The organism is uncultured Oxalicibacterium sp. (assembly GCF_913776015.1).
Classification (GTDB): Bacteria; Pseudomonadota; Gammaproteobacteria; order Burkholderiales; family Burkholderiaceae_D; genus Oxalicibacterium.
Window position 1 is genome coordinate 1 of the sequence record NZ_CAJYMD010000042.1, and the last position, 12,886, is coordinate 12,886.

Annotated in this window: 14 protein-coding genes and 1 riboswitch; of the genes, 5 read left to right on the forward strand and 9 right to left on the reverse strand. The window is 58.2% G+C overall.

Going from position 1 to position 12,886, the window contains the following annotated elements; all coding sequences use genetic code 11:
* From QZ725_RS07245 to QZ725_RS07280, 8 genes are all read right to left on the reverse strand, one after another.
* Positions 1-657 (reverse strand): RNA polymerase-binding protein DksA (locus QZ725_RS07245; RefSeq protein WP_293777923.1); only part of this gene is annotated, 657 nt, incomplete at its 3' end.
* A gap of 103 nt (positions 658-760) precedes the next feature.
* Entirely contained in the window at positions 761-1,810 is a 1,050-nt protein-coding gene (locus tag QZ725_RS07250; RefSeq protein ID WP_293777926.1) for a GTP-binding protein, read from the reverse strand.
* A 27-nt stretch (positions 1,811-1,837) separates the two neighbouring features.
* Positions 1,838-2,359 (reverse strand): transcriptional repressor, encoded by a 522-nt coding sequence (locus QZ725_RS07255; RefSeq protein WP_293777929.1) that lies wholly within the window; start codon positions 2,357-2,359, stop codon positions 1,838-1,840.
* 90 nt (positions 2,360-2,449) lie between these two features.
* On the reverse strand, positions 2,450-3,418 hold the full coding sequence (xerC, locus tag QZ725_RS07260; protein WP_293777931.1) for a tyrosine recombinase XerC: 969 nt from the start codon (positions 3,416-3,418) through the stop codon (positions 2,450-2,452).
* A 5-nt stretch (positions 3,419-3,423) separates the two neighbouring features.
* Positions 3,424-4,080, reverse strand: a complete 657-nt coding sequence (locus QZ725_RS07265; RefSeq protein ID WP_293777933.1) for a DUF484 family protein — start codon at positions 4,078-4,080, stop codon at positions 3,424-3,426.
* A 226-nt stretch (positions 4,081-4,306) separates the two neighbouring features.
* The gene (dapF, locus tag QZ725_RS07270; protein WP_293777936.1) at positions 4,307-5,158 is read right to left on the reverse strand and encodes a diaminopimelate epimerase; all 852 of its coding nucleotides are present in this window, start codon (positions 5,156-5,158) and stop codon (positions 4,307-4,309) included.
* A gap of 40 nt (positions 5,159-5,198) precedes the next feature.
* Complete coding sequence (locus tag QZ725_RS07275) at positions 5,199-6,062, reverse strand: lipid A biosynthesis acyltransferase (RefSeq protein WP_293777986.1); 864 nt, start codon at positions 6,060-6,062, stop codon at positions 5,199-5,201.
* Between the two features lie 2 nt (positions 6,063-6,064).
* On the reverse strand, positions 6,065-6,976 hold the full coding sequence (locus QZ725_RS07280) for a lysophospholipid acyltransferase family protein (RefSeq protein ID WP_293777988.1): 912 nt from the start codon (positions 6,974-6,976) through the stop codon (positions 6,065-6,067).
* A gap of 159 nt (positions 6,977-7,135) precedes the next feature.
* On the opposite strand from QZ725_RS07280, the gene metK reads away from it, so the two are divergent.
* The 5 genes from metK to metF all read left to right on the forward strand — a co-directional run bounded on the left by metK (position 7,136) and on the right by metF (position 12,205).
* Positions 7,136-8,299, forward strand: a complete 1,164-nt coding sequence (gene metK, locus QZ725_RS07285) for a methionine adenosyltransferase (RefSeq protein WP_293777938.1) — start codon at positions 7,136-7,138, stop codon at positions 8,297-8,299.
* A gap of 66 nt (positions 8,300-8,365) precedes the next feature.
* Positions 8,366-9,292 (forward strand): DUF2817 domain-containing protein, encoded by a 927-nt coding sequence (locus tag QZ725_RS07290; protein WP_293777940.1) that lies wholly within the window; start codon positions 8,366-8,368, stop codon positions 9,290-9,292.
* Between the two features lie 68 nt (positions 9,293-9,360).
* A riboswitch (S-adenosyl-L-homocysteine riboswitch) is annotated at positions 9,361-9,438 on the forward strand.
* Between the two features lie 26 nt (positions 9,439-9,464).
* Positions 9,465-10,904: an adenosylhomocysteinase gene (ahcY, locus tag QZ725_RS07295; RefSeq protein WP_293777943.1), complete on the forward strand. Its 1,440-nt coding sequence runs from the start codon at positions 9,465-9,467 to the stop codon at positions 10,902-10,904.
* A 108-nt stretch (positions 10,905-11,012) separates the two neighbouring features.
* A complete protein-coding gene (locus QZ725_RS07300; RefSeq protein WP_293777946.1) occupies positions 11,013-11,357 on the forward strand; it encodes a phage holin family protein in 345 nt (114 codons plus the stop codon).
* A complete protein-coding gene (metF, locus tag QZ725_RS07305) occupies positions 11,354-12,205 on the forward strand; it encodes a methylenetetrahydrofolate reductase [NAD(P)H] (protein WP_293777948.1) in 852 nt (283 codons plus the stop codon). The genes QZ725_RS07300 and metF overlap by 4 nt, the downstream gene beginning before the upstream one ends.
* 97 nt (positions 12,206-12,302) lie before the next feature.
* Here the strand turns inward: metF and QZ725_RS07310 are convergent, their stop codons facing one another.
* Complete coding sequence (locus QZ725_RS07310) at positions 12,303-12,863, reverse strand: 5-formyltetrahydrofolate cyclo-ligase (RefSeq protein ID WP_293777951.1); 561 nt, start codon at positions 12,861-12,863, stop codon at positions 12,303-12,305.
* Positions 12,864-12,886 lie beyond the last annotated feature (23 nt).

Consider the following 12,886-nt stretch of genomic DNA (forward strand, 5'->3'; position numbering starts at 1 on the left):
GGCGTTCTTGAGCAATTCCTTTTCAAGTTGCTGCAGACGATCCTTGAAGAAGGCCAGTTGCGCCTCGTTCATGTAATCCTTTTCGCCCATCTTGAGAATCTGTTCTTCAGTCAGAAGAGTGCCAGGGGCGGTCGTTGGTGCTTTTGGTGTTTTAGTTGCCACTTCGCTTGCCTTTGAAACTACGGAGGGTTCAATATTATCTGCGATCGGTACAGCGGGTTTGCCTGTGCTTTTCGCTTTCGATGCAGACGCGGATTTTTCGACGGTTTTGCGTGCCGTTACGGGCGCTGTCTTTGCAGTTTTCACTGACGTCTTGCTTGCTGTCTTGCTCGCGACCGTGCCGGTTTTTACTGCAGCGGTTTTCGCCGCGCTTGCCGGTTTTACAGTCTTTGCGACACTGGCACGGGTTGCTGCCGGTGTCTTTGAAGCCGGGGATTTTACCGCACTCTTGGCGGCGGTCTTCTTTGCTGGAGCGGCGCTGGTTTTGCTGGCCGGCTTGATCGTCTTGGTCAACGCCTTGACAACCTTGCCTACCAAAGACTTGGCAGCAGTTTTCACGGTTGCGGAGCCTGCGGTTGCCTTGCTTTTGGTGGCAACGACAGGTTTTGGAGCAGCTTTCTTCGGGCTTTTCGCAGCTTTTGTGACGGTTGCGTTCATAGTCTCTCGTCCTTGATGAACCTTACCACGCTCTCGACGGTTACCGCCCCACGACTCCTCTCTCGCGTCCTTGGGCGCCGTCCTCCAGATAATCGAAGCTAGTTTATACCAGACATTGTTTCAAACCGAGAATAAAAGTTTCCTTCGGGAGATTTTGCCCGATGAAGACCATTTTGCTGGCCTTTGGTTCGTTTTCACCCCATTTTGCGCCGATATCGGTGCCCATCAGTTGATGTACGCCCTGGAAAATCACCTTGCGATCGGCGCCGTCCATCCATAGCACGCCCTTGTAACGCAGCATGCGCGGACCGTAGACCTGCACGATGGAGCCCAGATACTCGTCCAGCTTTTCAGGCAGGAACGGGCGGTCGGACTGAAAGACGAACGCGGCGATGTTGTCGCTATGGTGACCATGGTGGTGATCGTGATGTTCGTGATCGCAGTGCTCGCCGCATGCATGGTCGTGTTCGTGCGCGTGATCATGTGCGTGCGCTTCGGCCTGCATGAAATCGGGATCGAGTTCCAACTTGTCGTTGAGGTTGAAGCCGCGCAGGTCGAGTACTTCGCTGATGGCGACCTTGCCGAAATCACTGGTGACAATGGGCGCACGCGGATTGATGCGTCGCAGGCGTGCAATCAGTTCCTCGACCGCTTCGCCATCGACGAGATCGGTTTTGGACAAGAGCAGCTTGTCGGCAAAGCCGATTTGACGTTGTGCTTCTTCGTAGGTGTCGAGCTGATGCATGGCATGCCGCGCATCGACCACGGTGACGACGGCATCGACCAGATATTCGCTGGCGACTTCCTCGTCGATGAAGAAGGTTTGCGCGACCGGGCCGGGGTTGGCGAGGCCGGTGGTTTCGATGACGACACGATCGAACTGCAATTCACGGGCGGCACGACGACGCGCCAGATCGGTCAGACCCATGATGAGGTCGCCGCGCACAGTGCAGCAGATACAGCCGTTGTTCATTTCGATGATCTGTTCGCGGCTTTCCTGCACAAGGATTTCGTTGTCGATATTTTCCTGACCGAACTCGTTTTCGATGACCGCGATCTTGTAGCCGTGCGGTTCGTGCAGGATGCGATTGAGCAGCGTCGTTTTTCCGGCGCCGAGGAAACCCGTCAGGATGGTTGCGGGGATGAGTGCCATGCTTGTTCCTTTGTCGACTGTGCTTGTCTATTTGCGTGGCGATGCGCATTCGGCGCATCGGCCCTTGATGGTGAGTTCGATCTCGTGGCTCTGGAAACCCTTGCCCAGTGTGTCCTGCAGGATTTTCTGTAGTTTCTGGCGCAGTGTGGTGGCACTGCCTTTCTGGCTTTCCATTTCCGTGGTGAACAGCTTGTCGTCCAGATCGTCGATGCAGAACACCTTGGCGCATTGGGTGCATTTGAAATGGCCGTGCTGATGATGCGTGTGGCCGTGTGCATCCTGTTCCTCGATGCCGGCGTTGTAGCGGAAAACGCGGTCGTCGCCGGAAATCTTGTGCGCCAGCCCGGCCTCGGTCAGGCCGTCGAGTGTGCGATAGAGCGTGACGCGATCCATGTCCTGAAACATGTCTTGCACGTCCTGATGCGATAGCGCGTGGCGCGCGCCCAGCAGGGCTGCCAGCACTTTGAGGCGGGCGTCGGTGGTGCGTAACGAGGAACTGCGCAACTGGCTTTCTGCCAGCGTCAGATAGTCGGGGACATTTTTCTTCATGGAGCGACTTTCAGCAGAGAACCGGCATTATGCCGCAACTATGCAATTGAGTTGCATTATGTGGGGCGGATAAATGGGCGAATCGAAAAATTAACGTTCTGAATTGCCGCTGGACTTTTTCTTCGCCCTTGGATGGGCGGCGTCATACACCTGGGCGAGGCGCTGAAAGTCGAGCGAGGTATAGATTTGCGTGGCCGAGATCGAGGCATGGCCGAGCATTTCCTGTACGGCGCGCAGATCGCCGGACGATTGCAGCACATGCGAAGCGAACGAATGGCGCAGCATGTGCGGATGCACGTGGGTTGCCAGCCCGGTTTGTTGCCCATGCGTTTTGAGTCGCAGTTGCACCACGCGCGTGGACATGCGCGCGCCGCGCTCGTTGAGGAACAGTGCATGCGGTTCGAGTTTGACGAGCGTGGGGCGTATGGCGAGCCAGTCTTGCAGTGCCGAGGCGGCCGCACTGCCGATCGGTACGCTACGCATCTTGCTACCCTTGCCGGTGACCGTTACTTCCTGTGCCGCCAGATCGATCCAGCCTTGCGACAGGTAATCGCCATTCTTCACATAATGCAGGTCCAGTCCGACCAGTTCGGAAACGCGCAAGCCACTTGAATACAGCAATTCGAACATGGCGTGATTGCAGCGCTGCGTGGCAGATTGCATGTCGCCGGGCTGCTCGGTGGCGACAAGCCGTACCGCATCGTCCGCCGACAAGGCTTTGGGCAGGGTCTTGCTACGCTTTGGCGGCTTGATGCCATCGACTGGATTGACCGTGATCAGCCGCTGCTCGGCCAGCCATGCAAAGAAGCCGCGCCATGCCGACAGCTTGCGCGCAATCGAACGTGCCCCCAGTCCTTGCGCATGCAGTTGCGCGGCAAACTTGCGAATCTGGAAGGGATCGACTGCCGTGAAGGTCGCCTGCGCGTCCTGGCGCTGCAGCAAGGCGGCCAGTTCCAGAAGATCGCGTCGATAGGCGGTGAGGGTGAGTGCGGCGAGTTGCCGTTGCCCCACCAGATAGTCGAGAAAGTCATCTATCCGGTCGAGGTTGGCAGCAGACATGGGATTCAGTCGAGCAGGCTGGTCAGAGCGGCGCTGGCCGTCTTGCCGATGTTGTCGAGGAAGTCGGTCGCCATATCGGAGGTAAAGCGGGAAGCGTCGGGCGAACCCAGCACCAGCAGACCGAATGCCTTGCCACCATCGGGTGCGCGCAGCGGGATCAGGGCGACCGATTGCACATCCGGCGCTTCTTCGAACCAAGTGGTCGCTTCGAAATCGTTGTTGGCACCGCAGAATGGCACGGTCATGCCATCGGCGAAGAGGCGCGAATCTTCCGACACGGGGGCGGCGAACCAGGCGTGTGCACAGTCTTCCGTCACGCCCCACAGGCGCAACGTCACATGCGGTACATTGAAATGCTGTTGCAGGCCGCTGGTTAGTGCGTGCGGCAGATCGACATCGTTGCGCGCCACCAGCAGATCGCAGGTCCAGGCCTGGAACTTGGCGGCGATCTGGTCGTTTTCCTGGCCGATCCGCATGAGCTCAGCCAGACGCAGTTCCATCACCTTGAATTTCTCGCGCATCACATCCATCTGGCGCTCCTGCAGCGACAGCGTGCGTGCGCCCAGCGCACTCGACAGGCGTACCTGCGCCAGTACTTCGGCGTGTTCTTCGAAAAATTGCGGATGGTTCAGCAGATAATCGGCAACGGCGTTGGAGTCCATGAAGCTATGTCCTGAAGAAGATAAGGGCTGGCACAGGTCGCACCAGCCGCAAAGATGCGGGGAATTCTAACCGACTCTCATCGATAGCGGGCCTGATACGGTTCTACTGGGGGCCTGCCTTATGCGCAGGTCGGGGTTCTGATGCAACGCGGAGCGCATGGGGCGATTGCAGGGTGACGCGGCGAGCCTGATTCGGTGAATTCGTCCGGCTCCGCAATGCCACATTTCAGAGTTCGATTTCGCCTTCGAAGACCGTGACGGCCGGGCCGGTCATCATGACGGGCTGGCCCTGACCGGCCCAGGCAATCGACAGATCGCCACCACGTGTATGGACTTCCACGGGCGAGCTCAGCAGACCGCGACGTATGCCCGAGACGACGGCAGCGCAGGCGCCTGTGCCGCAGGCCAGTGTTTCACCGGCACCGCGTTCGAACACCCGCAGCTTGATTTCATGCGGATTGACGATCTGCATAAAGCCGGCATTGACGCGACGCGGAAAGCGCGGATGGCGTTCGATCAGCGTGCCGTGTTCCTGCACCGGCGCGTTATCGACATCGGCAACCACCTGTACCGCATGCGGATTGCCCATCGACACGGCGCCGATCCAGCAGGTGCCGCCCGGCAGTTCCAGCGGCCACAAGGTTTCTTCGCCTTCGACCTTGCCCAGCAATCCCTCATTGTTGAATGGCACCTCGGCCGGTGCCAGGATCGGTGCGCCCATGTCCACCGTAATGCCACCATCGGCTTCGAGGCGCGGTTCGATGACGCCGCTCATGGTCTGCACGCGGATGGCGGTTTTGTCGGTGAGTTTTTTCTCTGTCACAAAGCGCACGAAAGCACGGGCGCCGTTGCCGCACTGTTCCACTTCGCCGCCATCGGCGTTGTAGATGCGATAGCGGAAATCGACATCGTCACTCTGCGGCTTCTCGACCACGAGAATCTGGTCGGCGCCGATGCCGAAGCGGCGATCGGCGATGAAGCGCCATTGCTCGGGCGTCAGGTTGATTTGCTGGTTGATGGCATCGACCACGACAAAGTCGTTGCCGGCACCGTGCATCTTGGTGAAGGTGAGTTTCATGGTGTGATTATAGTGAGCGGCAGCGCGCCTGTGGGCGCGATCAGTAAATGCCGGGTTCGCCTGGCGGACGCGTCTTGAAGCGCTTGTGCGTCCAGAAATATTCTGCCGGTACTTCGCGCGCGCGGTCTTCGATGAAGCGGTTCATGCGGCGTGTCGCTTCGATCAGATCGTCGCCCGGATAATCTTCCCACGCCGGATAAAAGCGCACGGTCCAGCCTTGATAGTTGGGCAGGTAGGTGGCGATGACGGGGATGATGTGCGCTCCCGTGGCAGCGGCAATACGTGCCGGTGCCGTCAGCGTGGCAGCCGTCGTATGGAAGAACGGCACGAAAGCGGCATCCTTGGCGCCGAAATCCATGTCGGGCAGCATGAAGAACGGCAAGCCTTCACGCATGGCGCGAATGATGGGTTTGACGCCTTCCTCGCGCGAAAACAGTTTGACCGGGCGAAAGCGTGAACGGCCCTTGCGCAGAACCTTGTCGAAGTCCGGGTTTAACTGCTTGGTGTAGATCGAACACAGGGACGATTCGAGCATGACGGCAACTCCGGCGACATCGAGGCCGACGAAATGCGGACACAGCAGGATCGTCGGTTTGGCCGCGATTTGGTCCAGCGGCACACCGGGTTCGATGCGAATCAGGCGGCGCAGGCGTGCCTCCGATGCCCACCACAAAATGCCGCGCTCCAGCACACTACGCGCATAGGCTTCGAAATGGGCACGCGCCACCGTTTCGCGCTGCGCCTCGCTCCATTCGGGAAAGCACAGACGCAGGTTGGTGAGCGTGATGTGGCGACGCTTTTTCTTATATGCATACAGCAGCTTGCCGATCGCTTCGCCGATACGCGCAATCACGCACAACGGCAGCCAGTGCAGCAGCCACAGCAGGCCGAGCATGAGGCGCATGGTCATGATGCCACCTCGTCGGTTGTGTTCGAGGATGATGCAGCTTGCGGCGGCAGTGTTGCACCGGCGGGAATCTTGTAGCGATTGTAGCTCCAGAAATACTGGGCGGGGCGGGTGGCGATGATGGTTTCCATGGCGGCATTGATAGCACGTGCCTGCTGTTCGGCCGTGCCGCTTGTATCGAGTGTGAAAGGTTGCAGATGCAGCTGATAGCCTTGCCCGCGTGGCAGGCGTTCGGCAAAGGCGATGATGATGGCCGCATCGGCCATGCCGGCCAGCTTGGCGGGCAGGGTCATCGTATAGGCTGGCTTGCCAAAGAAATCTGCCCACACGCCTTCGCCTTCCTGTGGCACCTGATCGGGCAGGATGCCGGTCGCGCCACCGCGTCGCAATACCTTCAGCAAGGCACGTACGCCGCTCAGGTTGGCTGGTGCCAGCGACAGGTTATGACGAGCGCGCGCATCTTCGATCAGCGGTTTCAGCGCGGCCTGCTTGGGTGGGCGGTACATGACCGTCAACGGCATGCGCGTGGCGGCAAATTGCGCAGAAATCTCGAAGCAGCCAAGATGCGGCGTCAGGAAAACAATCCCTTTGCCTGCTTCGCGTGCCGCATCGACGATATCCCAGTGTTCGGCACGGATGCTGCGCATGACGCGTTGCGGATTGGCGCACCAGATGAAAGGCAGTTCGAGCGCATTTTTGCCGGCTTCGCCGATTGCCTGGTGCAGGTGTTTGCCAAATCCGGCTTGCGTGATGTTGGTCCGCAAATGACGGCGATAGCGCGGTGATGTCAGATAGACCAGCCAGCCGGCGGCCACACCGAGCGCATGCAGAATCGGTAAGGGCAGGTGGGAAAAAAGACGGAAAAGGGCGACAAGCATGCGATCAGCGGCGGGTGCGCGCAGATGGCGCAGCAGGTTTTGCCTTTTGATTCAAGACGCGTAAAATAGCACAAAGTCGTACCCGCCGAGTTAATGACAACTTGCGAGGCGGTATACAAATTTCGCTAAAGCGTCGCAGGCTCGCCAGGTTGGCCGCGACATCAAACCAACTATATGAAGGGAGTCTGCCTCATGGCAAACGAATATCTGTTTACGTCCGAATCCGTCTCCGAAGGTCACCCAGACAAGGTGGCGGATCAAATCTCCGATTCCATTCTCGACGCGATTTTCGAGCAAGACCCGAAAGCCCGTGTTGCTGCCGAAACGCTGTGCAACACCGGTCTCGTGGTGCTCGCCGGCGAAATCACGACTACCGCTAACGTCGATTACATCAAGGTCGCACGCGACACCATCAAGCGTATCGGTTACGACAATGCCGACTACGGTATCGATCACAAGAGCTGCGCCGTGCTGGTCGCCTACGACAAGCAATCGCCGGACATCGCACAAGGTGTGGATGAAGGTACGGGCATCGATCTCGACCAGGGTGCGGGCGATCAGGGGTTGATGTTCGGTTATGCCTGCAACGAGACGCCGGAACTGATGCCTGCCGCGATCTACTACGCGCACCGCATCGTCGAGCGCCAGGCCGAACTGCGCAAGGATGGTCGCCTGCCGTGGCTGCGTCCGGATGCCAAATCGCAAGTTACGCTCAAGTACGTCGATGGTCGTCCAGTTGCCATCGACACCATCGTGCTGTCGACGCAACACGCGCCGGAGATGCAGCACAAGGACATTGAAGAAGCCGTTATCGAAAGCATCATCAAGCCGGTCGTGCCAGCCGAATGGCTGCAAAAGACGCGCTATCTGGTCAATCCGACTGGTCGTTTCGTGATCGGTGGCCCGCAAGGCGATTGCGGCCTGACCGGTCGCAAGATCATCGTCGATACTTACGGCGGTGCCGCACCGCACGGTGGCGGCGCGTTCTCGGGCAAGGATCCGTCCAAGGTTGATCGCTCGGCAGCGTATGCCGGTCGTTATGTCGCCAAGAACATCGTGGCAGCCGGACTGGCTGAACGCGCGCAGATTCAGATTTCCTACGCGATCGGCGTGGCGCAGCCGACTTCGGTCATGGTGACGACGTTCGGCACGGGCAAGATCAGCGACGAACAGATCGAGCAACTGGTGCGCGAACACTTTGATTTGCGTCCAAAAGGCATCGTGCAGATGCTGGACCTGTTGCGTCCGATCTACAGCAAGACGGCAGCGTATGGTCACTTCGGTCGCGAAGAGCCCGAGTTTTCGTGGGAACGTACCGACAAGGCGCAGGCACTGCGCGCAGCGGCTGGTCTGTAAGGCAGCTATCATGCAGGGCCGGCATCATCCACTTGGGTGATCCGGCCCTTTTTCTTTGGGTTCTTGATGCGTTTTTCTTCAGCGATTCTTGTTGTGGCGTTGGTGGGATGTTTGCCATTTGCCACAGTGCAGGCGGCCAAACCGGTAGAGCCCAAGCCAGCGGCGCTCAAGCCGGCCGAGTTGTGCGAACGCCTGATTCCGCGCATGCCAACCGTCACCCAAAGCATGTGTGTCGAGAGCGGCTTTGTTGCCAGCGGTCGCCAGTCGCTCCAGGGATTTCCCCTGATCAGCAAGGATGTTCACGCGGCGGGCAAGAAGCGGAAGCAGCGCCCTTTGCGAGTACTGATGATGGGCGGTATTCACGGCGACGAACTGACGTCGGCCGCCATCGTCTATCGTTGGCTGGAAGAGGGCATGACCGGGCCGATCGCGCAGAGTATCGAGTGGCGCATCATGCCAGTCGTCAATCCTGATGGCTTGCTGGCGAAAAAGGCATCGCGCGTGAATGCGAACGGAGTGGATCTCAACCGCAACTTCCCGACACCGGGTTGGGAAAGCGAAGCGCCGGCCTATTGGAAAACGCGCACACGTGCCGATCCGCGTCGATTCCCGGGCAACGCGCCCTTGTCCGAACCGGAAAGCCGTTGGGTCGAAGATGAAATGCGTGCTTTCAAGCCGGATGTCATCATTTCCATCCATGCGCCTTACGGCGTGCTGGATTTCGACGGCCCCGCACAGCCGCCGCGCAAGTTCGGTCGCCTGTTGCTGAATCGCGTCGGCATCTATCCGGGCTCGCTCGGCAATTACAGTGGTGTGCACAAGAACGTGCCGGTCATCACGATCGAGTTGCCGAATGCACAAAAAATGCCGCCCAGGGCGGAAGTGCGCCGCATCTGGGTCGACATGCTGCGCTGGATCAACGAGAACGTCGAACGTCAGGATGCGCCGGCTGCACGCACGGTCGATGCGGCCGGGAAAGCCGCTGTCCGCTGACAGGGAATTTGGCCGTGAAAGAGGCAGGAAGGCTGGCGTCGGCCGATTTTTCGATTAAAATGGCGGTCCGCATCAAGGAGCGTTGCGACAGGAGTTCTTCCTGCCAGGCTTGATGCAAGTCTCATCCGCAACTGCGCTCACGTTTCTTTTTTTCTAACGAAAGGAGGGCGTGATGAACGCCGCAGTAATGACTTCCTCTACCAATTTTTCCGATTACATCATCGCCGATCTGTCCTTGTCTGCCTGGGGCGACAAGGAAATCAAGATCGCTGAAACCGAAATGCCTGGCCTGATGGCAATCCGCGAAGAATTCGCGGCTGCGCAGCCACTCAAGGGTGCGCGCATTACGGGTTCGATCCACATGACGATCCAGACCGCCGTGTTGATCCAGACGCTGGAAGCGCTCGGTGCCAAAGTACGTTGGGCATCGTGCAATATCTACTCGACGCAAGATCACGCCGCGGCAGCCATCGCTGCTGCCGGCACGCCAGTTTTTGCTGTCAAAGGCGAAACGCTGGATGACTACTGGGAATACACCCACCGCATCTTCGAATGGCCGAACGACGACAAGGGCGCGCCGGTTTACTCGAACATGATTCTGGACGATGGCGGCGATGCAACGCTCCTGCTGCACCTCGGTACGCGTGCGGAAAAAGACGCATCGGTATTGAACAATCCGGGTTCGGAAGAAGAAATCTGCCTGTTCAACTCGATCAAGAAACATCTGGCGATCGATCCTACCTGGTACTCGAAGCGCTTGCCTGAAATCCTCGGCGTGACCGAAGAAACCACGACCGGCGTGCATCGTCTCTATCAGATGCACAAGGAAGGCAAATTGGCTTTCCCGGCAATCAACGTCAACGATTCCGTCACCAAATCCAAGTTCGACAACCTGTATGGTTGCCGCGAATCGCTGGTCGATGGCATCAAGCGCGCGACCGACGTGATGATCGCCGGCAAGATCGCTGTCATCGCCGGTTATGGTGACGTCGGCAAGGGTTCGGCACAGGCGATGCGTGCTCTGTCCGCACAAGTCTGGGTCACAGAAATTGATCCGATCTGCGCACTGCAGGCCGCGATGGAAGGCTACCGCGTCGTGACCATGGATTACGCTGCGGAACACGGCGACATCTTCGTCACCTGTACCGGTAACTACCATGTGATCACGCATGAGCACATGAAGAAGATGAAAGATCAGGCGATTGTCTGCAACATCGGTCACTTCGACAACGAAATCGAAGTCGCCGAGCTCAAGCAGTACAAATGGGAAAACATCAAGCCGCAAGTCGATCACATCATCTTCCCGGACGGCAAACGCATTATCCTGTTGGCCGAAGGTCGTCTGGTCAATCTGGGTTGCGGTACCGGTCACCCATCGTATGTGATGAGCTCGTCGTTCGCGAACCAGACGATTGCGCAGATCGAGTTGTATGCCAATACCAAGAACTATCCGGTTGGCGTGTATACCTTGCCGAAGCATCTGGATGAGAAGGTTGCTCGTCTGCAGTTGAAGAAACTGAACGCGCAACTGACGACGCTGACCGAAGAGCAGGCCGCGTACATCGGCGTGAAACAGGTCGGTCCGTACAAGCCAGAGCACTATCGCTACTAAATCTGGTCCTACGCTGAGGCAGGCTTCATTGCATTGCTGCCGTACCTGATGTCAGGTACGGCAATTTGCCGATGTCCGGTGAGGGACATCATCAAGGGGAGAAATGACATGCGTTTGTTAATTATCTGGGCAATCAATGCGGCCGCGCTGTTTGCGCTGCCATTCCTGATGTCGTCAATCCGCATCGACGGTTTTGGTACGGCGATCATTGCAGCGCTGGTGCTGGGCCTGATCAATGCGCTGATTCGTCCGATCCTGGTTTTACTGACCTTGCCAGCTACGCTGTTGACGCTTGGCCTGTTCATCTTTGTCATTAATGCGTTGATGTTCTGGGCGGCCTCGGAGCTGGTCAGCGGCTTCCACGTCGCAGGATTCTGGTCGGCCTTCTTTGGCGCGATCGTGTACAGCGTCATTTCGTGGGTGCTGTCCTCGCTTTTACTACAAGAAAAATGACACAACAGAACTTCAGTATCGAGTTCTTTCCGCCCAAGACACCGGCAGGTGTTGAAAAGCTGCGTGCGACCTGCGCGCGGCTGGGCGAGCTCGATCCAAAATACTTTTCGGTGACCTTTGGTGCCGGCGGTTCCACCCAGCACGGCACGCTCGATACGGTGCTTGAGATTCGCAATGCAGGGCATGATGCGGCACCGCATCTGTCGTGCCTTGGCAGTTCACGCGATAGCCTGCGTGCCATCCTGCAGGAATATAAATCGCACGGCATCAAGCGCATCGTCGCCTTGCGCGGCGACCTGCCCAGTGGTTATGGCGCGATGGACATGTCGTCGAGCGAATTCCATCATGCGAACGAGCTGGTCGAATTCATTCGCGCCGAAACCGGCGACTGGTTCCATATCGAAGTGGCGGCCTATCCCGAGATGCATCCGCAAGCCAAGTCGCCGCAGGACGATATCGCCAACTTCGCCCGCAAGGTGAAGTCAGGTGCGAATTCGGCGATCACGCAGTATTTCTACAATCCCGATGCGTATTTCCGCTTTGTTGACGATGCGCAGAAGGCGGGGGTGAATGTGCCGGTCACGGCGGGCATCATGCCGATCACCAATTATTCGCAACTGATGCGTTTCTCGGATATGTGCGGTGCCGAAATTCCACGCTGGATTCGTCTCAAGCTCGCGTCGTATGGCGACGACACCGATTCGATCCGCGCTTTTGGTCTGGATGTCGTGACAGATTTGTGCGAGCGCCTGCTGGCGGGCGGTGCGCCTGGCCTGCATTTCTATACGCTGAATCAGGCAGCCGCGACGCATGCGATCTGGACACGCTTGAATCTGTCGCAAAAATAATTGCGATCCGTCTAAGAAGAAAAGGGCAAAAGACCATGCGTCTTTTGCCCTTTTTTTGCGCCGTACGTTGCAGTTTTACTTAGCGCAGTTTTCTACATCAGCCGTGTTCATGCGCCGCGAAACGACCGTTTTCGGTAAGGATGCAGTCCATTGGTACATCGAATGATTCGGCCTCAAAATGGACCAGGCTGAAAGCGTAGGCCACGCCGACTGTCGCAGGTCGTGGCACGCGTGCCACGGTGCGGTCGTAGAAGCCGCCGCCATAGCCCAGACGAAAATGCTGGGTGTTGAAGCCGACGCAGGGAATCACGAGCGCATGAGGGAAGACTTCTTCGCGTTGCGCTGCTGGTATCAGTACGCCGAGTCGATCCTGTTGCATGGCTTCACCCGGTATCCATTCCACGAACTTTAAGGGCGCATCGTCACTCACAACCGTGGGCAAGGCGAGGCGCACGCCCTGTGCATGCAATTGCGAAAAAGCGGGATGCAGATCGGGTTCGCCGCGCATCGGGGCGTAAACCCCAAGCAGGGCGGCAGCGTTATCGGTGCACCAGGCAAGCAGATGCTGGCCGATGGCCTGATCCATGCGCAGCTTGTCGGTTTCCGACAGGGTTTTGCGCTGCATTAACAAGGGTTTTCTGAGCTGGTTTTTTTGCATGCGTGCGGGGCGTCGCGTGAGTG